Source organism: Acidobacteriota bacterium, assembly GCA_026393755.1.
Taxonomy (GTDB): domain Bacteria; phylum Acidobacteriota; class Vicinamibacteria; order Vicinamibacterales; family JAKQTR01; genus JBAXOX01.
This window is the reverse complement of record JAPKZO010000029.1, coordinates 111,556-136,567: the sequence shown is the minus strand read 5'-3', so window position 1 is coordinate 136,567 and position 25,012 is coordinate 111,556. Positions and strand designations below refer to the sequence as shown.

Sequence of the window (25,012 nt, the reverse complement as noted above, 5' to 3'; positions counted from 1 at the left end):
CTCCTGTCACGCGGTCACGCCGATCGACAGTCGAATGCGAACTTGTCATCCGCGTTGATGATCCTCTGCACGGGGCTTCATCTGCGGGCCTCTTTGCGCTCGCCTGCGGGTTCTGGCAGGAACGACCTGACCAGATCCTGGATGCCCTGGTCAGGGGCGAACGCAGCGCCGATATCGATCTGCGACACCGCGGCTCTCCCGTCAGCCGCCAACGTGATCTCAGCGATCTGCTTGCCGTGCTCGCTCGTGCCGACCAGCGGTGGCATGAGACGCGCGGGAAGATCATCGGGCCGGAGGCCGCCCACGAGAATCGCGGCGAACTGGCCTGGGTGTCGCTGGCGAATCGCATCGAGACCGGCCGCGGTGCCGTGATAGAGAAGGACGATCTGGTCGGACTCCGACTTCGCACGCGGCAGCCACTCGGCCAGCGCTTCAAGCAGCGGTCGCACCCGTACGCCCGCCAGTTGCGACCTGATGTGCGGCAAGTCCGCCACGCCGGTGGGGACCTCCGTGGCTCCGACGATGGCGATGCGCCGGCCGCCGCGGGAAACGACGACGAAGGGCTTGGCCAGCAACCGACCTGAGGCATCGTCGATCAAGGTCGCCGAGAGCACCGCAAAAGTCGCATTCTTGAGCGCCGCGAGTGTCTGAGCCTTCCCGAGGCGAAAGTCGCGATACGACAGGTTGAGCGCATCGTAGCCCATGGCGTTGTACGCGGCGACGATCACCCTGCCGCTGGAACCCAGACTGTCGACTCCTATCAGGGCGTTGCCGGCGTCGACCAGCAGCAGCGAGTGACTCGCGCGCCGGAGGTCGGCGATGGCAGTCGCCCTCCTCGAGATGTCGCCGAGGCCGCCACCCGCGGAGCAGCTCGCGCACGCGCGGATAGTGCCGTCGGCGTCGGCGGTGAGAAGGAGCACGACATCCCCTCGGCCGCAGGCCACGCCCGCCGCGAGCACGCCGGACAGGACCAGATGCGCGGCGGTTCGGCAGGCCCGGTGGGTACTCGGGTGCGTCCTCACTCTCACTCTTCACCGTAGGTCTCGGCGGCCTGCGATGCGAGTAGCACCACGCCTTCCAAGGCAAGGAGGACCCACGATGCCGCGTGCATACCCAGTGATAGCACTCCGGCGCTCACTCCGGTCGCCATGGCGCACCACACCAGCTTGACCTTGCTCGCTATTGTGTCGAACTCGTGGACGGCGCCGATACTTTCCACCGCGCAGATGAGGAAGGCCAGGACCTTCACGGTCACCAGTTGCTGGTGTTCCGTGAGGGCCTGTCCCTGGCCGCCGCTGACGCGCAGCACCGCCGTGCCGTCCGGCCGGACGCTCCACCAGGCCGCCGGGCCCTGCGCCGCCTTCGCGACGAGAAGGCGCGCCTGCGGCGACTCGTTGGCGCCGATCCACTCCATGTCCGTGTCGGCCAGGCCAGCCGCCCGCAGCGCGTCGGTGTCCTGTGCACGGGCCAGCACCGCCTGGCGCCCCTCGAGCCTCGCACGGTCGAAGATGGTCAAGCCGGAGGTTGTCGCCGACTCGGGGAACGCGTCCTCCAGGAGACGCTGCTCGAGTGTGCAATCGGCGACGCCCTGGCCGAGGGCCGCATCGAAGGGGGCCTGCGATTGCGGGTCCTTCGTCACGAACCGGGCCGCGTTCTCGACGATGTCGATCGTGCGCTCGGCGGCGATGATCCCTTCGTCTGGGCGCAGCTCGGCGAGCCGATGGCCCGCGATCGTGAGCATCGGACTGCCGACGAACGCCCGCAGGCCAGGCTGCCCGGCCAGGATGCCCGCCGTGGCGTTCTGCCGGAGCAGGGCGAACTGCAGCAGTTGCTGCGGGATGGGGGCCGGCAGTGTGACTGCCCCCAGGCCCTTCCGGGCCTTCATCGCGGCGGTCACGCCCTTGGTCAGGGCGGTCAGGTAGTTCAGGATCTGGAAGCCCGCCAAGTCCGGCGAGATCCATTGGGGCTGGATCAGCATCTGCCATTCGCCGATCGGCGGCGCGAAGGTCGGCGACTTGGTATCGGCCGCGCGAACGATCGTGCGTGTCTGCGTCATCGTCACGCGGCCGGGCCCGCTCAAGCGGACAACGATCTGGAGGTCGAGGAAACTGGCCGGTTCGGGCTCGGCGCCGAACCCGAGCATGCCGCCCATCAGGCCCTGCGCGGATCCGCTCGACGGCCCCGCCGATGCGTCGAACGTGTGGCCCTCGAGGTCGAATCCACGCCCTCCAGACACGCTGGCTCCCGCGCGTAGCAGGACTTGGAACCGCTTGATCTTCCGGAGCGTGTCGGCTCGCTGGCGTGCATCCATCGCCCGCAGAGCCTTGCTGTCGGCGATCGCTTCGCCCGGCTGGATTCGAAGCTCCAGGGGCACGAACAGGGCGTCGGCGGACGCCAGTTCTCGTTTTATGAGGACTTCCGGCTTGGGCTTGCTGCCCGACTGGGTCCGGTAGACGAGTTGCAGTTCGAACCTGTGGAAGCGGTCGGCCGGGATCTTCGGCAGGACGATCGGGTCGGACGCGAAGGACGCGCCGGGACGGGAGTCGGGGAAGCTCGGGTCGAATTCCGTCCAGGCACCGCTTGGGCCCTTCGCCTGGACCCAGTAGTGTTCCTTCAATCGGTCGCGGAGCATCGTGAGCGCGGCTTGGCCGTCTCCCGGTGCCCTCACGCCGCCCTTGCGCAGTTGGCTGGTGAGGAACTCGAGGCTGGCGGCCCGCTGCTCGTCGGCCTTCCACCAGAAGGCCTCGGAACGCTGCCCCGAGCGGCGCAGGGCCGCGGCGACTGCTTCGGGCGGCACCCCCGCCTTGGCGGCGACGTCGCGCGCGGCGGCGTCGAGCGACGCGGCCGATGGCTTGCCGTTGCTGCCGCTGAGGATGCTCCCGGCGGGCCCGGCCGTGAGGTAGCGGGCCAGCAGGCCGTCGGCCTGGGCGCTGGTGAGCTTGCCCGCCACGACCCGGGATTCGACGCCGCTGGCATCGAGCAGCGCCTGCGCCAGCAGGGCGCGGTCGAGCGCGTTCCCGGCCGCGGCGGCGAGTGTCCCCCGCGCGCCGCGAAGGACGCCGGTGTACGGCTCGAGGGCGACCTGGTCGCGGAGGAACTCGAAGATCTTTGCGGTGTCGCGGCCGAGCGCGACTGCACGAGCGCCAACGTCGGAAGGATCGACGCCGGGCCGGCTCAGCTCGCGTTCGGCCGCGCGGACGAACTCTTCGCCAACGGCGACGGGGTCCTTCTGGCCGAACAGCTCCTTGCCTGACCGCTCGAACTCGGCGGCGGTGGCGGGACCGATCATCGGTGGCGGCCCGCCAGCCGACTTGGTCATGGTCGCCGTGCCCGTTGCCGTCGCCGCGCCCGTTGTCGTCGCCGCGCCCGTTGTCGTCGCCCTCATTCCTGGCACGACGAGCCCAGAGGCCGCCATCACCAGGGCCATCACGAGCGCCGTCGTCTGGTGGACGAGCAGGCGCACCGGCGCCTTGCGGCGCAGTGTTTCGGCGAATCGCGCGATCTGCGCGAGGATCGCGAGCGGCAACAGGCCGAGTGCGCCGAGGAATGTCCCCTGCAGCCAGCGCGGCAGTCTCTGCCAGACCGCTCCGCCCTGGAACAGCGATGCGAAGGTCGCATGGTCCCTGATGGCCACGCCCAGAGCCGCCAGCGCGTAAATCGCCAGGAGGATTGCGACGCCGCGAGCGACAAGCGCTGCGGTATTGGGGAGGAAGTCGAGCCCGCGCGCGAGCACATACGCCGCGAGCATCACGGCCAGCGCGATCGCTGCCGTCAGCACCGTGGACGTCGGCTGTAGCGCCATCCGCACGCCGTTGACCTGCCCCTCCGGCAGCCACGCGGTCACGGCCAGCAGCACCAGCAGTCCACCAATCGACCACGGGGCCGCGCCGGACCAGCCCCATCGCCTGGCCGCCGAGCCACCCGGCCTCCAGAGCCAGGCGCTCAGCGCCACGAACACGATCACGGGCAGCGCGACCCACCAGCGAATGGGTGAACCGCCGCGGAACGTCTCAATGGCGGCGTCTACGAGCGCGACCTGTACCGCGATCGCCAGGAGCGCCAATCCGATTGCGGCAGGCCGCCGCGGGGATGATGGCTGTTCGACGCTGACTCCAGTTCTCGGCGTGTCTTCCATGGCTGGCTCCTCGATCCCTCGCGCCGGGCAGGGACGAACCCCGACTCGACGCCCGTTCCATCGGCCGCTACGCGACTTTGCTGTCGCCACCCGATGCCCGTCTCACGGCCTATCGCTTCCCTGCGACTGCCGTCGCGACCTCGACCAGTGCTGCCGCGGTGCGTCGAGGCGAAGAAGGCGAAGGCGGCTACTCCATGACCACCGTGTCGTGATCGGCAAGCATCCACGGTTGCAGGTGCTTGGCCGCCAGGACCGTGGTTTCGACCCGGCCGAAGATGCCCAATTCCTCGCGGCTCGACGTGTATTTCGCGGGCAACCGCTTCGCCGTGATCGCCGCTGGCAACCAGGCCCCGACGGTGGCGAGGTAGTTGCCGACGACCAGGATGACCTTTCGGCTCTCGCCCGTGCCTGGCTGCATCGGCATCGCTGTCGGACTGCAACCCATCGGTGGCACCGGCTGCCCGCTTGCCGCGGCCGCGCCTTCGGCGACGAAAACGGGTGCCGCGATTTCGGGATGCCTGGTCAGCGAAGGGGTATACCCGGATGCCTGTGCTTCGATGACCCGTATGCACCGCAGTTGGATGTCGCCGCGATTCCTTTCCAGCGCTTCATGGTTACGGATGAGCCGGATCTTCACATACCGCACCTCGACCGGGTTGAACCGGAACGTGTTCTCGGGCGACGAGTTGGGTCTGGGATCGAGCGGTACCGTTCCGGTTGCCGTTTTGATGAAGCCGGTCTCCGCGCTGGTGGCCGACGTCCAGATCTCGACGTCGGCAACGCTTCGAGCGCCGCCGAGACCCACCACGACGACCGAACCCACCAGCGCCGGTTCGCGCTTGAAGAAGGACACGACGATGTCCTTGGGGCCCGGTGCGCCCACCGTCCGGAACCACGCGTCGTTCTCGGTAATCAGCGAATTGGCGGGTCCGAGATCGGGCGGTGCGACGCCGGTCACCGATTCGATGCGACCGCCCCAAACGATGTCGGCGACGTTCCCGTCGAACTTCGGGGCTGGAGTTTTGGCGCCCTGCGACGTGAGTCCGACCGAGCTGCCCGCAACCGCGACGAGAAGGACGAAGAACGCGATGGTGTGAGTCACTGGCTTCATGGAAACCCCATGGTCCTTATCGATCACCTCTCCGGTCCAGCTCGATTGCTTCCGCCGGTAAATGACGAAGATCAGGATCGCGGTCAGGGCTGCGAAACCAACCACGGCCAACACGACATCCTGTGCATCCATAGACCCTCCCATCAAATCGCCTCGTCGACTCGACACACGCGCAGACAACCGACGCGTCTCGCGAGCCTCGATACTGCAGCCTGACGAAAACAGCAGCCGCCGTTCATGGCTGGCCGACCGATCCGCGGCGAATGGCGCGCCCTGGCTTGGCGCCAGTGTGGCGGTTGTTCTCGACGACGAGGGTGCCGTTGACGATCACGTGGGGAATGCCGGTCGCGTACTGCTGCGGCCGCTCGAAGGTGGCTTCGTCCTTCACCGTCGCGGGATCGAACACGACGAGGTCCGCCTGCTTCCCGCGGGCAACACGGCCGCGATCGACCAGGCCAATCTGATCGGCCGGCATGCTGGTCATCTTGCGCACGGCCTGCGCGAGCGACAGCGTGTGCCGTTCGCGAACGTAGTAGGCGAGCACACGCGCGAATGCGCCGTACGACCGCGGGTGCGGTCGGGCTTCGGCCGCGCGTCCCACCGGGGCCATCGACGATCCGTCCGATCCCACCATGACGAGCGGATGGCCCAGCACCAGTTCCACGTTGTCTTCGCTCATGCCGTGGCCGATGATCGACACCGACCCTTCCTCTTCTTCGATCAGCCGCAGCACGGCCTCGACAGGCTTGATGCCCCAGGCGGCGGCGATCTCGGCCATGTTCTTCCCGATGAGCGCGCGGTTGGCGGTCGACTTCACGCGGGCGATGACAATAAGCGCGTAGTCGCCCAACTCCTGGGCCATCAGTTCTTCGACCTCGCGCTGCATGCGCACACGCCAGACGGGATCCTTCAGGCGGGCCATCAGGTCGCTGGTCCCTCCTTCGCGCGCCTCGGCCGAGAGCACAATCGTCAGCGTGGTCGAATACGCCGTGTACGGGTAGGCATCAGCCAGCACATTGACGCCGTCCCGCCGCGCCGAGGCGATCAGATCGAGCGCGCCCTGCTGCTTGCTCCAGTTCACGCGGCCCGAGGCCTTGAGGTGCGACACCTGCACCCTGGCCCCGCTTTCGCGACCGATGACAATCGCTTCGTCAACGGCTTCGAGCAGCGCGGCCTGCTCGTTTCTGATGTGGGAGGCGTACATCCCGCCCATGCGTCCGACGACCCGCGCCATCGCCACGATCTCGTCGGTCGGCGTGTAGCGTCCGGGCGTGTATTCGAGGCCGGTCGACAGCCCGAACGCGCCCTGCTCCATCGCTTCCTCGACCGCGCGGATGACCGCGGCCAGTTCGTCGGCCGACAACTTCCTGTCGATGTTGCCAATCGCGTTGGTGCGGAGCGTGCCCTGGCCGACCAGCAGTGCGTGGTTGACGGATACCCCTGCCTTGTCGAGCGCGTCCAGGTACGACCCCACGCCCGACCATGTGGCGTTGATGCCCTGCTGGCGGTAGGACTGCCGATCCTCTTCCACGTCCTTTCCGCCAAGCGGCGCAGCCGATCCGCCACAGTTGCCGGTCAACTCGGTGGTGATGCCCTGCCGGATCCGGCTGTCGGCAGTCGGATAGACGAAGATGTCGCCGTCCGAATGTGTGTGGATGTCGATGAAGCCCGGGCACACGTGCAACCCGGTCACATCGATCACGCGCCGCCCCTGGTCGGGCGAGATGGCGCCGATGGCGGCAATCCGCTGGCCGACAATGCCGATATCGGCCTGAAACGCCGGCAATCCCGTGCCGTCGAGCACCTGGCCTCCCCGCAGGATCAGGTCGAACGGCGACAGAGCAAGCACCGAAACGGGCCGCAGCGCGCAGGCGGCGGCGGCGGTGCCGGCGAGTTCGAGCAGGCGTCTACGGCCGCGATCGGCGAGGCCCTCGGACATGCGTCTCCTCCTGGCAGCGGGCGTGGCTCCCACCCACGCGCGCGACGGCATTGTATCGCGCCTCGTCCGGCGCCGATCGGCATTGTCCTCGCTCTCTCGTGCGCGCGCTTGTGCTGGCCCTTCCAGAACGGCTCGCGCAACTCGGCCTTGAAAATCTTGCCCGTGCGGCCATTCTGCAGGAACTGACCTGGTGTCCCGACTCAGCGCTCGAGCACCTCGCGATAGAACGCCTCGTACTCCGGGACGATCGCGGCTTCGCAGAACTTCGTGTGGACGACAATCGAGCCGGCGACGCCGATACGTTCGTGCAGCGCAGGGTCGGTCAGAAGCGCGACGGCCCGTTCCGCCATCCCCTCCGTGTCGTCAGCGTCACACAGGAAGCCGGTGACGCCGTCCTCGATCACTTCGGGGACGCCGCCCACGCGTGAGGCGACGACAGGCGTCCGGCACGCCATCGCCTCCATGGCGGCCATGCCGAAGCTCTCCTGGGCCGACGGCAGCAGGAAGAGATCCGCCGCAGACAGCAGTGAGACCAGATCGTGCCGTTCGCCCAGAAACTCGACCACCTCGGAGAGTCCCTGGTTCTCGATCGACCGTTCGAGTTCGGCGCGATCGGGACCGTTGCCGACCATTATGAGGCGGGCGTTCACGCACTCACGGATTCGGACGAACACGTCCAGCACTCGGTCGACGCGTTTGACCGGGCGGAAGTTCGAGACATGCATCACCACGGCACTGGCGTTCTTCAGCAGACTCGCGCGCAATTCCGGATTCGGCGTCATGCGGTAGAGCTGGCAATCGAGGAAGTTGGGGATGACGCGAATGTCCTGTTTGATGCCGAGCGTGCGAATCGTGTCCTGCCTCAGGCTCTCGGACACCGCGGTCACGCCGTGCGACTGTTCGATTGAGAACGCGACGACGCTGGCAAACGATGGATCGCTGCCAACCAGTGTAATGTCCGTGCCGTGCAGCGTCGTGACCGTGCGCGGCGCCTTGGATCCCATCTCCGCTTGTGCCACCTGATGCGCCAGATACGCCGCCGTCGCGTGCGGCACCGCGTAGTGCGCGTGCAGGATGTCGAGATTTCGTTCGCGCGAGACGCGGACCAGTGTGTTCGTGAGCGCGAGGAGGTACTGCGGTTCGTGGAACAGCGGATAACTCGGCACCTCGACACGCTCGAACGAGAGGCCCGGCACGTCCGGCCGCCAGCGGAACGGCTTTTCGCTGCTGACCAGGTGCACTTCGTGGCCGATGGTCGCAAGGGCGTGGCCGAGTTCGGTGGCGACGACACCACTGCCGCCGACCGACGCGTAACAGATGATGCCGATTCTCATGGGTGCCTCAGCAGCCTTTATCGCACGAGATACCACGCGCGCGCTGTCAAGTCGGTCTGAAAGAACGTGAGCAGCATCTGCGCCACTTTCTGCTGGCCTGATGCGCTCGGGTGCGTACCATCGCTCGACGAGAGGTCCGAACAGGTCCACGAGAGGCCGTCGCTGCGCGGTGTGATTCCATCCGCCCAGAGGTACGGCCCCCACCCCAGCCACGGGATGGTGTTGTCGCCCGGCCCATAGGCCAGTCCGCCGCCGCCCTGCATCTGATCTTCGATCAGCCATCGAACGGAGAACGCGCTCTCGAACGCGTACGGTTCGGGGTTGAGCGCCGAGGTGGCGTACCCCGCATAAATCCGGCTGGACAGGTACACCATGCGGAGCCTCGGAAACCGCGCCGCCAGCAGGCTCAACATCTGCGCCATCTCGTTCTTGAGTGTCTGCGCGTAGATCGGCCATCCACTCATCGGATTCGCGTCGGCTTCCTTGAGCCAGACCACGCTCACCTGCTTTGCGCTGATGCCGGCGGCGGCCAGCCGCGCGTCGAGCGTGGCCCAGCACGAGCACGCCGGCGAGGACCACAGGACGGCGGTCTGTCCGCCCTGTGCGCCATCGACGATGGCGAGATGAGGGTCTTTCGAGGGGTCCGAGTCTGCGTGTTGCTTGAATGCGCTGAACTCCATCGTCGTGTTGGACATCCCGATCGAAACCAGGGCATAGCGACCGCGGCCATCCGGCGCGCCCGCGGCCGTCACGGGCACGATGGCCCGGGCCCGGGCCAGCCCTTCGGCCTCGTGGGAACCCGTTCGTGCGTTCGTGCCCCCGGGGTAGAGACCGCCTCGTTCACCCTTGTAGGTGCCGCCGGCGAGATCGTTCAGGGGCGTCTGGCCGATCGATGTCCGCGCGCAGCCTGCGGCCGGGCCGCCGGTCGGTGATGGCGAGACGGGCGACTGGGTCTTGCCGCCGCACGCTGCGGCAGCCGCGATGCACGCGACCACTGTCAGGAATCTTCGTGTCATCTGTCCTCGATCGGAACGCCGGGATGTTCGCCCATGTCGTTGCGCCATAGTACCCGGGATCCACCCCGCGCAGGCGCGACATTCAGGCGTCGCACCATGTCCGGATTCACGTCACCAGCCAGTCGCGCAGCTTCGACCAGCGCTTTACCGTCCGTGTGCCCTTCACGGCAATGGCCAGCGCCTTGCGCTGGCCGACCAGCACCACCAGCTTCTTCCCTCGCGTGAGCCCGGTGTAGATCAGGTTTCGCTGCAACAACGGATAGTGCTGTGTCGAAACCGGCATCACGACCGCCGGGTACTCGCAGCCCTGTGCCTTGTGGACGGTGGTGGCGTAGGCGAGCACGATCTGGTCGAGATCGGCGGTCGTGTAGACGACACGTCTGCCGTCGAAATCAATCGTCAGGTCGCTGGTGGCTTCGTCAATCGCGTGCACGAACCCGATGTCGCCGTTATAGACATCCTTGTCGTAGTCGTTCTCGATCTGCATCACCTTGTCGCCCACCGCAAAGGTCGATCCGAAGCGTTCCACCGTGACGCCCCGGGCGGGGTTGAGCACGCGCTGCAGTTCCAGGTTGAGCGATCGGGCGCCGCACGCGCCCCGGTTCATCGGGCAGAGGACCTGAACGTCGCGGACGGGGTGCAGGCCGAATCGTTGCGGGATGCGCTCGGATACGATGTGAATGATCCTGGCCGCGCAGTCTTCGGGCGTCTCCGCCTCCACGAAATAGAAATCGGACGCGCTCTCGGGACTGTTGTCCAGTTCGGGCATCTCGCCGTGGTTGACGCGATGGGCGTTGACGATGATGCGGCTCTGGGCCGCCTGGCGAAAGACCTCGTCAAGGCGAACGACCGGGACGGCGCCCGATCCGATGATGTCGCCGAGCACGTTGCCCGGGCCGACGGACGGCAACTGATCGATGTCGCCGACCAGCACCAGCGAGGCCCGATCCGGCAGGGCCCGCACGAGCGCGTGCATCAGCGGCACGTCCACCATCGAGGTTTCGTCCACGACCATCACGTCGCAGGCCACGGGGCTCTGAGGTCCCCGGCGGAACTGGCCATTGGCCGGATTGACCTCGAGCATGCGGTGGATGGTCCGGGCTTCGACCCCGGTCACCTCGGTCAGGCGTTTGGCGGCGCGCCCGGTTGGTGCGCAGAGTGCCACGTTCAGGCGCTTCGCTTTCAGGATCTCGACCATGGCCCGTACGATGGTTGTCTTGCCCACCCCTGGCCCGCCTGTGACAACGAGGATGTTGGTGTTGACGGCCTGAGCGACGGCCTCGCGCTGACGATCGGCAAGCGTCAGGCTGAGTCGCTTCTCCACCCAGTCGAGCGCTTTGGTCGTGTCGATGGCCGGCCAGGCTGGACGCTGCGCGGCCAGCATTCGCAATCTGCCGGCGATCTGGCGTTCGAGCGTGTGCAGCCACGCGAGAAAGACACAGTCGCGGCCTTCGGCGGTGTCGGCCACAACGGTGCCCTCGGCCAGTTCGGCCTCGAGCGCCTGCTGCACGAGTTCGGCCGGCACCTCGAGCAGTTTCCCCGCGCGCGCCAGGAGATCTTCGCGCGGCAGGCCGCACTGGCTCTCGTCGAGCGCCTGCGCCAGCGCGTGGCTGATGCCGGCGCGAACGCGGATCATGGCGGTGGGTTCGATGCCGAGCTTCCGCGCCAGCGCGTCGGCGGTCAGGAATCCGATGCCGCGGATCTCTCGCGCCAGCCTGTAGGGATTCTCCGTGATGCGCGCAATCGCGTCGGCGCCGTACGTCTTGTAGATCCGGACGGCGCGCGAGGTGCCCACGCCATTCGCGTAGAGGAACACCATGATGTCGCGGATGATCTTCTGCCCTGACCACGCGTCGATGATCTGCGCCGCGCGGGCGGGCCCGATGCCCGCCACGTCCCTCAGTCTGTGCGGCTGCCCGTCGATGACGTCGAACACGCGCGCGCCAAACGTCTCGACGAGCCGCCTGGCGAAGTGCGGGCCAACGCCCCGGATCATCCCCGACCCGAGATAGCGCTCGATGCCGTCGAGGCTGGTCGGCGGCGCGGTGTGCAGCGAGGCGGCCTTGAACTGCAGGCCGTGCATCAGGTCGTTGGTCCATTCGCCGACGGCGCGAATCTCCTCACCCGCGGATATCGACGCGACGTGGCCGACCACCGTCAGCGGCTCACGCCGGCCGGGCACCGCAATTCGAATCACGCAGAAGCCGTTGTCCGGATTGTGGAATGTGACGCGCTCGACCGTGCCGGCCACGCTGGTTGGGTCGAGCCCCTGGGTGTCGCGGGGCGTGCTACGGCGTTGAGAGCCGAACGGGAGGCGGCCGCGATGCGGTGCGTTCGTCATATGCGCGGCGGCGGCTCGATCTGGTTCTCCGCGGGCGGCGGGCCAGCCCGGCCGGCCAGGTACTGCCCCACCAGCGTCATCGCCCGTTCGCGCGCCGCGCCGGACATGTCGCCGGCGAGATCCTCCAGCGCGGTTCGCACGACGTCCCGGTGGTGGACGTCCAGGCCGTACTTGGCCACCGCATCCAGCCACAATGTGTGGATCAGTTCGACATCCTCCGGAGTGAGCGGCGGCGCGTGTGGACCCAGCTGAAACGTCTCAATCGAACGATCGCGCCTGCAGACGACCAGCCGGGCCCTGAAGTTCTTGTCTTTCTCGACGCGGTCCCACGACTCCCCCACCATCTGCGCGAGTTGTGCGGCATTGAACTTGCCCGACTCGCCCACCACGATTTCCGTGGACTGGAGACGCGCTGCGGTCTGGATGATCGCGTCGCCGGCATTGGTGGACGGCACCACGAGCAGTTTGACCGGACGGCCTTCGCGCTCGGCAATGGCCACCACCTTGGTGAACAGCGTCTGCTCGTAATCCTTGAACAGCCGCGCGCTGTCGAAGTCGCGGTACCCGGTGTTGGGGCCCTGCAGCAGCCGCACGGTCATCACGACGATGTCGCGCGCGGCGTTGTCGGGGCCGTTTATCACCCACTTCAAGTGCGTCAGCGTGTTCGGATCGCGCACCGGGACCAGGACGCTGCCGGGCCGCACGGCCAGATCCTCCCGACTCACATCCGCTGACGGCTGCAACTGGAACTGATCGAGCTTGTGATCCTCACCCGCGCGCCGCCTGGCGGTCGCCCGCTCCGACACCACGAACGCTACGTACAGCACGAGCGTGAAGGCGATTCCGGAGATGGTCGCAACCCGCTTGGTGAACAGATTGACCATGGCGACGGAAAACAGCCCCATCGTGATCGCGGTCAGACCGATCGGCAACTCGATCGATCCGATCTTGAGATTGATCGGCACCCGCCACTCGCGCGCACCCGGGGATGTATATCGCAGGACGACCAGCGCCACCGCCTGCAGCGTGAAGCTCCAGATGACGCCGAACGCGTACGCTTCGCCCAGGATGTAGATGTGCCCGCCGCTCAGGACGACGGTAAGCAACTGCAGACAGAGAATGAGGTTGAGAAATCGGTGCGTCGTGCCGTACCGCTGATGCGGGTGCCGGAACCACTGGGGCAGCACGCCGTCTTCCGACACGCGGTTCAGGACCGCGTTCGATCCGACGATGGACGTGTTGACGCCGCCCGCGAGAATCAGGAATCCGACGATCACGACGAATGCCTGGAAGAGCAATCGCAGGCTGTGAGGCCCGACCAGGTGCATCGCGATGCCGGAGATCATGTTGTCGTAGTACTGCGGCCGGACCTCATCCGGAATCAGCGCGGTCGCGAGGAAGCTGACTGACACGGTGAGGACGACGCTGTAGACGAACACCACCAGCGCGGCCTTGCGAAGATTCAGGGCTTTCGGCGATTCGATCTCCCGGTACACCTGGGCCAGCGACTCATAGCCGCTCATCGCGAGAAACGAGTGCCCGAAGCCGATGAGCAGTGCCACAGCGGTAATGGCGGGAAACCGTGTGTCTTTCAGCCACCCAAGCGCATCGTCGGTGAATCTGAAGTGCTCCTGAACGAGCGGCGGCGGCAGGTGGCCGCCGCGCATGAACAAGGTGACGACCGACCAGAACAGCAGGATGACGACCATCACCGTCGTGATCTGAATGATCCTGAGCGCGTCGCCGCTCGACTCGTGGAGGCCGTGGGTATTGCGCCACCAGAAGTACAGGATCACCAGCATCGCGAACCCGGCCGCGAGCATGTCCTTGGGGAGCGGCAAGGCCACGCCGAACCAGGCGAGCACTTCACCCGCCAGGCCGATCATGTAAAGGCCGGCCGACACGGCGCTGATCGGACCCGTGAGGACGTAGTCAAACAACAGCGCCGAGACGGACAGCTTGGCCATGGTGCCGCCCATGGCTTCCTTGACGACGCGGTACACGCCGCCACGGACGAACATGATCGAGCTTTCGAGGTAGATCGCCCGAACGCAGTAGGAGAACAGCATCACGCCGAGGACAAACCACGGCGCCGCTCTCCCGACCGCCTGCTCCGCGATACCGCCGGCGTAGAAGGCCGACGACCCCAGGTCGCCCAGCACGATCGCCGCGGCGCGCCACAAGGAGATGAACGAGAGCAGGGCCGTCGTCGCGACGACGACACGGGTGGGCTGAATTCGGGACGGGCTCGACGCGGACGCCATCCCGGCGATTCTAACAGTCTTTCCCGAAGAGACGGGCGGAGGTAACCTAAACCGGACCCGGTGGATTCTGTCGTCGGTCTGCTGGCTCGGTCGTACGTCCGAGGTTGCGGGCGATCAGGTCCACCGCCCGATCGCGAGCGCCGGCCGACAGGTCGCCGGCCAGTTCCTCGATCGCCGTGCGCACGACATCCCGGTGGTGCACCTGCAGGCCCAGCTTCGCCACCGCGTCAAGCCACAGCTTGTGAATCAGTTCGAGATCTTCGGGCGTGAGCGGCGGGACGTGCAAACCGAGTTGGTACATCTCGAGCGCGCCGCTTCGCTGGCAGACGACCAGCCGCGATCGAAAGTCCCTGTCCTTGTCGATCCGGTCCCATGCCTCGCCGAGCATCAGCGCCATCTGGGCCCCGGAGATCTTTGCCGACTCGCCGACGACGATCTCGGTGGACTGCAGCCGCACGGCTGTTTGTGCAATCGCATCGCTGGCGTTGGTCGATGGCACGACCAGCAGCTTCACCGGACGGCCCTCGCGTTCGGCCACGGCCACGACCTTCGTAAACAGCGTCTGCTCGTAATCGGCGAAGAGGCGCGCGAGGGCCAGATCGCGGTACCCGGTATCGGGGCCCTGCAGCAGGCGCGCTGTCATCACGACGATGTCGCGCTTGTCTGTGTCGGTGTGATTCAACACCCATTTCAGGTGCGCCAGTGTATTGGGATCGCGCACGGGCACGAGCACGTTGCCGGCCCGCGCAGCCACTTCCGCCAGCCCCACATCTGGCGCCGGGAGCAACTGGAACTGGTCCAGCGGATGCCCGTGCAGCGCCTGCGCGGCACGCTTTCTCGCGGTGACCCGCTCCGACCACACGAACGCGCCGTACACCAGCAGCGTGAAGATCGATCCCGAGATCGTCGCGACCTGCTTGGTGAACAGGTTGACGACTGCCACCGAAAAGAGCGCCATGGTAATCGCGGCCAGCCCAATCGGCAGTTCGACGGACCCGACCTTCAGGTTGAGCGGCACTCGCCACTCGCGCTCGCCGGGCGATCTGAAACGCAGCACCAGCACCGCCAGCGCCTTGAACGCAAAACTCCAGATCACGCCGAACGCGTACGCCTCGCCGAGGATGTAGATGTGCCCGCCGCTCAGCAACACGGTCAGCAACTGGAGCCCGACAATCAGGTTGAGAAACCGGTGCGTGGTGCCGTACCGCTTGTGCGGCTGGCGAAACCACTCCGGCAGGACGCCGTCTTCCGACACCCGGTTGAGCACCGCGTTCGAGCCGACGATGGCGGTGTTGACGGCGCTGGCGAGCATCAACACGCCGACAACCACGACGAAGGCCTGGAACAGCAGCCGGAGGCTGAGCGGCCCGACCAGGTGCATCGCGATGCCCGAAATCAGGTTGTCGTAGAACTGCGGGCGCACAGCGTCGGGAATCAGCGCGGCGGCGAGGAAGCTGACCGATCCGGTGAACACGAGCGCGTAGACGAACACGACGACGCCCGTGCGCCGCAGGTTGAGCGGTTTGGGCGACTCGATTTCCCGGTAGACCTGGGCGAGCGACTCATACCCGCTCATCGCGAGGAAGGAGTGGCCGAAGCCGATGATGAGGGCAATGGCCGTGATTGCCGGGAATCGCGTGTCTTTCAGCCACCCGAGCGCATCATCGGTGAAATGGAAGTTCTCCGACACGGGCAGCGGCGGCATCGAACCGCCTCGCATCAGCAATGTGACGATCGACCAGCCGAGCAGGATCACGACCATGACGGTCGTGATGTACATGATGTGCAACGCGTCCGAGCTCGACTCGTGCAGGCCCTGTGTGTTGCGCCACCAGAAGTAGATGATGACCAGCACCGCAAACACCGCCGCCAGGTTGTCCCTTGGAATGGGCAGGGCAATGCCGAAGCGGGCCAGCACCTCTCCGGCCAAACCCATCAGATACAGGCCGGCGGACACGGCACTGATCGGCCCCGTCAGCACGTAGTCGAACAACAGCGCCGACACCGAGAGTTTGGCCATGGTGCCGCCCATGGCCTCCTTGACGACGCGGTACACGCCGCCGCGGACGAACATCACCGAGCTCTCGATGTAGATGGCCCGCACGACCCACGCAAACGACATGACGCCCAGGATGAACCAGGGGGCGGCCCTGCCTACGGCCTGTTCGGCGATGCCGCCGGCGTAGAAGGCCGACGACCCGAGGTCGCCGAGCACGATGGCGGCTGCGCGCCAGAACGAGAAGAACGACAGCAGGACCGTGGTGGCGACCACGACCTGTGTGGGTTGTGATCGGGGGAGCGCTTCGTTCACCTTCATCAGTCAATCCTCGACTTGTCAGCCGCCGCGGCCAGCGCTGGCGTTCTCATGCCCCGTGTGTCAGGCGTTCACGGGCACAACCTGGACCGTTGCGTCGGGCACCTCTGCCAGGAAGCGATCGATGACCGAACCGTGCATCAGGATTTCCCATCTCGATCGCAGACTCTGACCGAACACGACGTGTGTGATGCCCTCGCGGCGCGCAAACGATATCAGGCCGTCGGCGGGCCGCTGGGCCCTGACGCGTACGACGGTGCCGCCCAGCGCTTCGGCCAGCGCCGTGTTCTTCGACAGGGCTTCCCGATCCTTCGGGGCTATTCGATCGACCCGCTCTTTCGGGGTCTCGACGTAGACGGCGTACCAATGGGCGCCGAGACGCCCGGCAATCCTGGCTCCTATGCGAAGCACGCGCGTGGCCTCGGTGTTCGAGCTCATGCAGACCATCACGCGTTCGGGGATCAGAGCCGGCTCGAGACCCTCGCGTTGCCTATAGGACGCCGCCTGAGCGCCGACTTCGTCGGCCACGACCCGCAGGGCGAGTTCTCGCAGCGCGGACAGATTGCCTTTCCGGAAAAAGCTTCCGAGCGCCTGCTCGATTTTGTCTGGCCTGTAGATCTTCCCCTGTCTGAGCCGGTTACGCAATTCCTCGCCGCTCACATCGACGTTGACAACTTCATCCGCACGCGCCAGCAGCGTGTCGGGCACCGTCTCACGAACCCTCACGCCGGTCATCCTGGCGACCGTGTCGTTGAGGGTCTCAAGGTGCTGGATGTTGACCGCCGTCAAGACGTGGATCCCGGCGGAAAGCAGCTCGAGGACGTCCTCGTACCGCTTCTGGTTGCGGCAGCCGGGCACATTGGAGTGGGCCAGTTCGTCCACCAGCGCGACAGCCGGGCGCCTGGCCAGCACGGCATCGAGGTCCATGTCCTCTACCACGACGCCCCGATACGGAATACGCCGGCGCGGCACGATCTCGAGCGTCCCCACCTGGGCGTCCGTATCGGCTCGGTCGTAGGTCTCGACAAACCCGATGACGACATCCAGGCCCCGGTCTTTGAGGAGTTGGGCGTCGCGCAGCATCAGGTACGTCTTGCCCACACCTGGCGCTGCGCCGATGTAGACGCGCAGACGGGCGTGCTCGCGATCGTGGATCCGCGCGAGCATCCGGTCCGCGACGGCATCAGGTGTCTCGTCCGGCATCGTCTCATTGTAGGGGGGAGCGCCAACGGGGCCGTGTTCTTTACGGAATCTTTATGGACCTTTTAGCGCATCTTCATGTCCGTTTTTCTATTGTTGGGTAGAGAGGCAGCCATGAAGCGTGAGAGCACTCCCGACATCGACTCATTCGTTCTCCCGGCGCAGACCCTTCGCGGATCCCGCCACGAAATGCTCGCCACAATCGACCAGGCCATCGTCGGCCTGCTAGCCCTCCGGCATCTGATCGCCGGCGAGTCAGTGGTGATGCCCGGAGTAAACGGATCCCGACCGGCTAATCCCGGGCGGCGGGGGATCCCAGCCTCTCTGGCACAGGTCGGCCGGATCTTCGAGAACCTGATGTACCGACACGAGTGAAGGCTGGCTGACCATGTTCGATGCGGTTTATCTCGGCATCACCGTCGTGTTCTTCGCCGTCGCTGCCGCCTGCATCATTGGCTGCGACCGACTGAAGTGAGGAACGAGGCATGCCCGCCGAATACGTGATTCCGCTCGCGGTATCGGTCGCCGTGCTCGTGTACCTCGTCGTCGCCCTGCTCGCCCCGGAGAAGTTCTGACGATGACCCTCAATGGTTGGGCGCAGATCCTTCTATTCATGGCGGCCGTGCTGGCTGTCACCAAGCCGCTTAGCCTGTATCTGGTGCGCGTGTTCGAGCGACAGCGGACTTTCCTCGATCGCCTCATGCGGCCCGTCGAACGGGGGCTGTACTGGCTGACGCGCGTCGACGAATTGCGCGAGATGCGATGGACCGAATATGGCGCCGCCATGCTGCTGTTCAGCATGGTGTCGATGGTCCTGCTCTACGTCCTGCTGCGCGTGCAGCAATGGCTGCCCTGGAATCCCCAGGCGTTCGCGGCGGTGCCTGAAGACCTCGCGTTCAACACGGCGGCCTCGTTCACCACGAACACGAACTGGCAGGCCTACAGCGGCGAGAGCACCATGAGCTATCTCACGCAGATGGCCGGGCTGTCATTTCAGAACTTTGTGTCTGCCGGCACTGGCATCGCGCTGGCCGTGGCCTTCATTCGGGGTGTCTCCAGACGAGAACGCGACGCTCTCGGCAACTTCTGGGTGGACTTCACGAGAGCGACGCTCTGGGTGCTGCTGCCGCTGTGCCTGGTCGGCGCTCTGCTGCTGGTGTCGCAGGGAGTCGTGCAGAATCTGCGGCCCTACGACAGGGCGACACTGGTTGACCCGCAACGTGTTACGACCACAGACGCAAATGGCAGGATCACGACACGGATTGTCAACGAACAACTCATCGCCCAGGGGCCCGTGGCATCGCAGGAAGCGATCAAGGAACTCGGCACCAACGGGGGCGGCTTCTTCAACGCCAACAGCGCGCATCCATTCGAAAACCCGACACCCCTGACCAACTTCCTCGAGATGTTCGCGATTTTCGCTATCTCCGCGGCTCTGGTCTACATGCTGGGTGAGATGACGGGCTCGCGAAGACACGGATGGGCGGTGTGGGCGGCCATGGCGTTTCTTTTTCTCGCTGGCGTCACCACGACGTACTGGGCAGAGGCGCGGGGCAATCCGCTGCTGACGGGCACCGATCAGGCCGCGAGCGCGACGTCTCCGGGCGGCAACATGGAGGGCAAGGAGGTCCGGTTCGGTATTCCCGCCTCGGCGCTCTTCGCGACCGTTACCACTGATGCCAGTTGCGGAGCCGCCAACGGCGCGCACGACTCGTTCACGCCCCTTGGCGGCATGGTGCCTCTGGTCAACATCATGCTTGGTGAAGTGATCTTTGGCGGCGTCGGCTCGGGCCTGTACGGAATGCTGATCTTCGTGATTCTGGCAGTGTTCATCGCCGGCCTGATGGTCGGACGCACACCAGAGTACATGGGCAAGAAGATCCAGGCGTACGACGTGCAGATGGCCATGCTGGCGGTGCTGATCTTCCCTTTGACGATTCTCGTGCTGGCCGGCATCTCGGTGGTCTCATCGTCGTTCGGCACATCCAGCATCAGCAATCCCGGCCCCCACGGTCTGACTCAGATCCTGTATGCGTTTGTCTCCGGGACCGGTAATAACGGGTCGGCGTTTGCGGGTCTGTCGGTCAACACCCGGTGGTACAACGTGGCCATCGGCCTGGCCACGCTCGTCGGTCGGTTTCTGGTCGTGATTCCAACGCTCGCGGTCGCCGGGAGCCTGGGCCGAAAGAAACGGGTTCCCCCGTCGCCAGGGACTTTCCCCGTGACGACGCCGCTGTTCACCGTGCTGCTGGTCAGCGTCGTCGTGATTGTGGGGGCTCTGACGTTCTTTCCGGCGCTGAGCCTTGGCCCAATCGTCGAGCACTTGATGATGGGTCAAGGCCGCGTGTACTAGGGGTCTGTTGTGGCTGTTCGTCATTCGTCCGCCATCTGGGATGCCGGCATCGTCGGCACGGCGCTCCCGGGCGCGCTGCGCAAGCTCGACCCCCGTCTGATGATGCGCAATCCGGTGATGTTCGTCGTCGAGATCGGCTGCGTTCTGACAACGGCAGAGCTGGCGTGGCACATGACAACGGGCGCCGGCCACATCGGTTTTGAGGTGCAGATCACGTGCTGGCTGTGGCTGACGGTGCTCTTCGCCAACTTTGCCGAGGCGATGGCCGAGGGACGCGGAAAGGCCCAGGCCGCCACACTCCGGAAAGCCAGGACCGAGACCGTGGCCCGGCGCTGCCGCGCCGACGGGACGACCGAGACGGTTTCGGCAGCGATGCTACGAAGAGACGACGTGGTCATCGTCGCAGCGGGGGAGTTCATTCCGGGCGACGGCGAGGTCGTCGAAGGCGTGGCGTCGGTGGATGAATCGGCGATCACGGGAGAGTCCGCACCCGTCATTCGCGAATCGGGAGGCGATCGATCGGCGGTCACGGGGGGCACGAAAGTGCTGTCGGATTCGATCACGATCCGGATCACATCGAACCCGGGCGAGACGTTTCTGGATCGCATGATCGCGCTGGTTGAGGGCGCGGCGCGCCGCAAGACGCCAAACGAGATCGCGCTGAACATCCTGCTGGCGGGCTTGACGATCATCTTTCTGCTGGCGGTTGTGGCGCTTCAGCCGATGGCCATTTACTCCGGATCCCCGCAGTCGGTCTTCGTGCTGGTGTCGCTGCTGGTGTGTCTGATCCCTACGACGATTGGCGGCTTGTTGTCGGCGATTGGGATTGCCGGCATGGACCGGCTGGTGCAGCGCAATGTCCTGGCCATGTCCGGTCGAGCCGTCGAAGCCGCCGGTGACATCCATACGCTGCTGCTCGACAAGACCGGAACGATCACGCTTGGCAACCGCGAAGCCACGGAGTTTGTCCCGCTGAGCGGTGTCACGGAACAGGAACTCGCCAGCGCGGCGCAGATCTCGTCGCTGCCTGACGAGACCCCCGAGGGCCGGTCTATCGTCATCCTGGCCAAGACCAAGTACGGCCTCCGTGGCCGTGAGGTCACTCCGCGCGTGGCGTTCGTCGCATTCAGTGCCCTGACTCGAATGTCCGGCGTCGACACCGACGGGCGACGGATCCGCAAAGGTGCCGCAGACGCCGTGCAGCGCTTCGTGATTGAACACGGCGGCATCGTTCCTCCCGATCTGGATCCGCTGATCGCCCGGATCGCCCGATCGGGCGGGACGCCGCTGGTCGTGGCCGATGGCGGCCGCGCCCTTGGCGTCATCCACCTCAAGGACATCGTCAAGGGCGGCATCCGCGATCGCTTCGCCCAGCTTCGTGCGATGGGCATCAGGACGGTGATGATCACCGGCGATAACCCGCTGACCGCAGCGTCGATTGCCAGCGAGGCCGGCGTTGACGACTTTCTGGCGCAGGCCACACCGGAGGACAAACTGCGCCTGATCAGGCGGGAGCAGCAGGAGGGCAAGCTGGTCGCTATGACCGGCGATGGCACGAATGACGCCCCGGCACTCGCTCAGGCCGACGTCGCGGTCGCCATGAATACGGGGACGCAGGCCGCCAAAGAGGCCGGCAATATGGTGGACCTCGACTCGAACCCGACGAAGCTCATCGACATCGTCGAAATCGGCAAGCAGTTGCTGATGACGCGCGGGGCGCTGACGACCTTTTCGATCGCGAACGACGTCGCGAAGTACTTCGCGATCATCCCGGCGATGTTTGCGGTCACGTTCCCGGTCCTGATGACATTGAACGTCATGCGGCTCCACACCCCGGAATCGGCGATCCTGTCGGCCGTGATCTTCAACGCCGTCATCATCGTGGCGCTCGTGCCGCTGGCCTTGAGAGGCGTCCAGTACAGACCGATGAGCGCCGAACGGCTGTTGCGTCGGAACCTGCTGATCTACGGAGCTGGCGGGCTGGTCGTGCCGTTTGCGGGCATCAAGATCATCGACGTCATCATCACGGCGCTGCGTCTCGCGTAGTGGCGCAGGAAAGCGAGCGATTCGTCATGAACGTCTGGAAGAACACGATAGTGGCCCTCTTGATGACGGCTGTCATGGCCGTCGTGCTCGGACTCGGCTACCCACTCGTCGTGACGGCAATCGCGCAGGCTCTGTTTTCGGACAAAGCCAACGGGCAACTGGTGTACCGCGAAGGCAGAATTGTCGGGTCCAGGCTGATCGGCCAGCCGTTCTCCTCCGCCGGGTACTTCAGATCGCGGCCGTCGGCCGCTGGATCGGCCGGATACGACCCAACCGCGTCCGGCGGTTCGAACTTCGGCCCCACGAACAGGGCGCTGGTTGACCGCGTCGCCGCCGGCGTCGCGGCCGCTCGTCGTAAGGACCAGACGAAGCCGGTTCCGATAGACCTGGTGACCGCCTCAGGATCCGGCCTCGACCCGCACATCTCGCCGGCGGCGGCCGAATTCCAGATGGCGCGGGTCGCGCGAGAACGTGGGATTCCAGAGTCCGTGGTCAGGCGCGTCGTCGCGGAACACACGGAGGAGCGAGATCTCGGCGTGCTCGGAGAGGCCCGTGTGAATGTGCTGCTGCTGAACCTCGCGCTGGATGCGCGGTACCCGATGCGGAAATAGTCGAGGTCGATCGCCAGGTGCGCCGTGACTCCGGGGCGCCGGCTTCACTCGATGTCGGCCGCAAATCGATAGCCGACCCACGGCTCGGTGACGAGGTATCGCGGGCGGGCAGGGTCGGGTTCGATCTTCTTGCGCAACTGCCCCATCAGCACCCGCAGGTGTTCCGGTTGATCGACGCTGTGGGGTCCCCAGATGCTCTTCAGGATCACGCGGTGCGTCAGCACCTGGCCGGCATGGCGCGCCATGATGGCGAGCAACTCGAATTCCTTCGGCGTCAGCCTGACCTCGGTGTCGCCCCGGGTGACGCGTCGCCGGTCGAAGTCAATGACGAGATCGCCCCGCTGCAGTTGACCTGAATCGGGCTGGTCGCCTGCGAGCCTGCGGCGCAGCGCGGCCCTCACGCGGGCCAGCAGTTCGTCGGGGCCAAACGGCTTTGTCACGTAGTCGTCGGCTCCCTCGTCGAGCGCGACGACCTTGTCTTTTTCTGCGCCCCTGGCCGACAGCACGAGAATCGGAATGTCCCATCGCTCCCGCACGCGGCGGCAGACGTCAAGACCGTCGATGTCGGGCAAGCCGAGGTCCAGCACGATGAGGTCCGGCTGTTCCCGCTCGATCGACGCAAGCGCGTCCCGTCCAGTCCCCGCCACCTCCACGTCGTAGCCGCGCGAGCGCAGCAGTGGTGTCATTGTTCGCTGGATGGATACCTCATCATCGACGAGCAGGATGCGTGCCTGGCGTGTCATGGCGATTCCGTGCCCGGAGCCGGCCGGATGCGGCTTGCCGTCGGGACATGCATGGTAAAGCACGCACCACCACCGGGCATATTCTCGGCCCACACGCGGCCGCCCTGCGCGGCAAGCAATCCCCGGGTGATGGCCAGCCCCATCCCTGTGCCGAATGCGAGCCTGCGAGCGCTGGCCCCCCTGTAGAACCGCTCAAACAGGCGCGGCAGATCCTGCGCGCTGATGCCGGGTCCCCGATCTCTGACGGCTAGTGTCAGCCCCTCGTCATCGACCTGAGCGATGACCGCGATCGCTGTCCCCGCCGGTGCGTACTGTCCCGCATTCTCCAGGAGATGCGCGAGGGCCGCGGCGGTCAGCCTGGGATCGACCTGCACCACCTTCGTGGTCTCCGCGTCAATCACCAATTGATGATCCTGCACCGCGCGCTGCGCCTGTTGAACCGCCGCGTCGACGACCTCTGACGGATGCACCCACTCCAGCTCGGCATCCACGCCACCGGTATCGATGCGGGCCATGTCGACGATGTTCTGGAACAGGCGATTCAGCCGTTCGACTTCCGACACCACGATATCTAGTTGTTCGACGCGCTGCGTCTCGGTCAACCACGACGCTCGCAGGTTGTTGGCCGCGACCCCGATGGCCGTAAGCGGGGTTCTCAAGTCGTGGCCAAGCGACGCCAGCAGCGCCGATTTCAACTCGGCGCCATGCCGGACGCGTTCGGCCGCCTGCCGTTCCTCCAGGAACTTCACGCGCTCGATAGCGATCGCCGCCAGACCGGCAATCGCGTCCAGTGTGCCGGGGTCGACCTGGCGTCCTGCCGTTGCCAGCAGGCCGACTGCGCGAGTGCCCAGGCGAAGCGGCACCAGCAGCGCTTCCACCCCAGTGTCGGTGACGACGCGGCGGTGCCCGCCGTAGGTTCGCGTCTGCGCATCGAACTCCAGCGCTCCGCGCGCAGTCGCGAGCGCCAGGTCCAGTTCGTGTCGATCGAGGATGACGCCGGACCCGGATTCGTGCAGGTGCCATGCTTCGGGGCCAGGCAGACATATACAGACGTAATCGAGGCTGAACCGGCGCGTCATGTACCTGGCAAGATCATCGACGGCATCACGGCTCTCGGTGGTCAGCAGGATGTCCCGGCTCAGGTCGAAGAGCCGATTCAGCTCGTCACGGCGCTCAGTGGCATCATCGGCGCGCTGCCGCGCGACGAGCGAAAGCCGGCTCGCCACGAAACTGACCGCCAGGAAGGCAAGCAGTGCGACCCAGTTCTGCGGGTCCGCGATGGTGAAGGTGCCGACCGGCGGCAGAAAGTAGAAGTTGACCGCCAGGACGGCCAGCACTGAAGCCGCCACGGCCACACGCAGCGTCGAGGCGGCGGCCAGCAGCAGAATTATGAGCAGGTACGAAAAAGCAACGACGGTCGGGTTGGAAATACCGACCAGCCCACGGTAGATGAGCGTCACGAGCACGAGCGCAGCGACGCCGGCAGCGAGGTGCCACACCTCACGGAACCGTCCACCGAGTGCGAAGATCGCGTTGGTTGTCACCACACACACAAGCCTTGTCGATCGATCGCTGCGATTCTAACCCTTCGATTCACGAAAGCGT

At 65.9% G+C, this 25,012-nt stretch carries 17 protein-coding genes; 5 read left to right on the top strand and 12 right to left on the bottom strand.

Translation table 11 applies throughout. From position 1 onward, the window contains the following. Positions 1–77 precede the first annotated feature (77 nt). From NTV05_12850 to NTV05_12805, 10 genes are all read right to left on the bottom strand, one after another. Positions 78–1,022, bottom strand: a complete 945-nt coding sequence (locus NTV05_12850) for a hypothetical protein (GenBank protein ID MCX6545284.1) — start codon at positions 1,020–1,022, stop codon at positions 78–80. Between the two features lie 2 nt (positions 1,023–1,024). Continuing rightward, on the bottom strand, positions 1,025–4,135 hold the full coding sequence (locus NTV05_12845) for a hypothetical protein (GenBank protein ID MCX6545283.1): 3,111 nt from the start codon (positions 4,133–4,135) through the stop codon (positions 1,025–1,027). A gap of 187 nt (positions 4,136–4,322) precedes the next feature. Next, positions 4,323–5,378, bottom strand: coding sequence for a hypothetical protein (locus tag NTV05_12840; GenBank protein MCX6545282.1), 1,056 nt, complete (start codon positions 5,376–5,378; stop codon positions 4,323–4,325). Positions 5,379–5,481: 103 nt separating this feature from the next. Continuing rightward, positions 5,482–7,185 (bottom strand): D-aminoacylase, encoded by a 1,704-nt coding sequence (locus NTV05_12835; protein ID MCX6545281.1) that lies wholly within the window; start codon positions 7,183–7,185, stop codon positions 5,482–5,484. 200 nt (positions 7,186–7,385) lie between these two features. Then, a complete protein-coding gene (gene bshA / locus NTV05_12830) occupies positions 7,386–8,519 on the bottom strand; it encodes an N-acetyl-alpha-D-glucosaminyl L-malate synthase BshA (protein MCX6545280.1) in 1,134 nt (377 codons plus the stop codon). Between the two features lie 17 nt (positions 8,520–8,536). Next, positions 8,537–9,535: a hypothetical protein gene (locus tag NTV05_12825; GenBank protein MCX6545279.1), complete on the bottom strand. Its 999-nt coding sequence runs from the start codon at positions 9,533–9,535 to the stop codon at positions 8,537–8,539. A 106-nt stretch (positions 9,536–9,641) separates the two neighbouring features. Beyond that, positions 9,642–11,876 carry an ATP-dependent RecD-like DNA helicase gene (locus NTV05_12820; GenBank protein MCX6545278.1) on the bottom strand — a complete coding sequence of 745 codons (2,235 nt, stop codon included), beginning with the start codon at positions 11,874–11,876 and terminating at the stop codon, positions 9,642–9,644. Beyond that, positions 11,873–14,140 carry an APC family permease gene (locus tag NTV05_12815; protein MCX6545277.1) on the bottom strand — a complete coding sequence of 756 codons (2,268 nt, stop codon included), beginning with the start codon at positions 14,138–14,140 and terminating at the stop codon, positions 11,873–11,875. The genes NTV05_12820 and NTV05_12815 overlap by 4 nt, the downstream gene beginning before the upstream one ends. Positions 14,141–14,186: 46 nt before the next feature. After that, positions 14,187–16,457 (bottom strand): APC family permease, encoded by a 2,271-nt coding sequence (locus NTV05_12810; GenBank protein MCX6545276.1) that lies wholly within the window; start codon positions 16,455–16,457, stop codon positions 14,187–14,189. A 60-nt stretch (positions 16,458–16,517) separates the two neighbouring features. Then, positions 16,518–17,657 (bottom strand): universal stress protein, encoded by a 1,140-nt coding sequence (locus NTV05_12805; GenBank protein MCX6545275.1) that lies wholly within the window; start codon positions 17,655–17,657, stop codon positions 16,518–16,520. 111 nt (positions 17,658–17,768) lie between these two features. On the opposite strand from NTV05_12805, the gene NTV05_12800 reads away from it, so the two are divergent. The 5 genes from NTV05_12800 to kdpC all read left to right on the top strand — a co-directional run bounded on the left by NTV05_12800 (position 17,769) and on the right by kdpC (position 22,664). Beyond that, positions 17,769–18,029 carry a hypothetical protein gene (locus NTV05_12800; protein ID MCX6545274.1) on the top strand — a complete coding sequence of 87 codons (261 nt, stop codon included), beginning with the start codon at positions 17,769–17,771 and terminating at the stop codon, positions 18,027–18,029. A gap of 110 nt (positions 18,030–18,139) precedes the next feature. After that, positions 18,140–18,229: a K(+)-transporting ATPase subunit F gene (gene kdpF, locus NTV05_12795; GenBank protein ID MCX6545273.1), complete on the top strand. Its 90-nt coding sequence runs from the start codon at positions 18,140–18,142 to the stop codon at positions 18,227–18,229. A 2-nt stretch (positions 18,230–18,231) separates the two neighbouring features. After that, entirely contained in the window at positions 18,232–20,007 is a 1,776-nt protein-coding gene (kdpA, locus tag NTV05_12790) for a potassium-transporting ATPase subunit KdpA (protein ID MCX6545272.1), read from the top strand. A 9-nt stretch (positions 20,008–20,016) separates the two neighbouring features. Then, positions 20,017–22,053, top strand: a complete 2,037-nt coding sequence (kdpB, locus tag NTV05_12785) for a potassium-transporting ATPase subunit KdpB (GenBank protein MCX6545271.1) — start codon at positions 20,017–20,019, stop codon at positions 22,051–22,053. Positions 22,054–22,079: 26 nt separating this feature from the next. Further along, entirely contained in the window at positions 22,080–22,664 is a 585-nt protein-coding gene (gene kdpC, locus NTV05_12780) for a potassium-transporting ATPase subunit KdpC (protein ID MCX6545270.1), read from the top strand. A 44-nt stretch (positions 22,665–22,708) separates the two neighbouring features. Here the strand turns inward: kdpC and NTV05_12775 are convergent, their stop codons facing one another. Together NTV05_12775 and NTV05_12770 are read right to left on the bottom strand one after the other, a co-directional pair. After that, positions 22,709–23,407 (bottom strand): response regulator transcription factor, encoded by a 699-nt coding sequence (locus NTV05_12775; protein ID MCX6545269.1) that lies wholly within the window; start codon positions 23,405–23,407, stop codon positions 22,709–22,711. Beyond that, complete coding sequence (locus NTV05_12770; GenBank protein ID MCX6545268.1) at positions 23,404–24,954, bottom strand: DUF4118 domain-containing protein; 1,551 nt, start codon at positions 24,952–24,954, stop codon at positions 23,404–23,406. Before NTV05_12770 ends, NTV05_12775 begins: the two co-directional genes overlap by 4 nt. Positions 24,955–25,012: the final 58 nt, after the last annotated feature.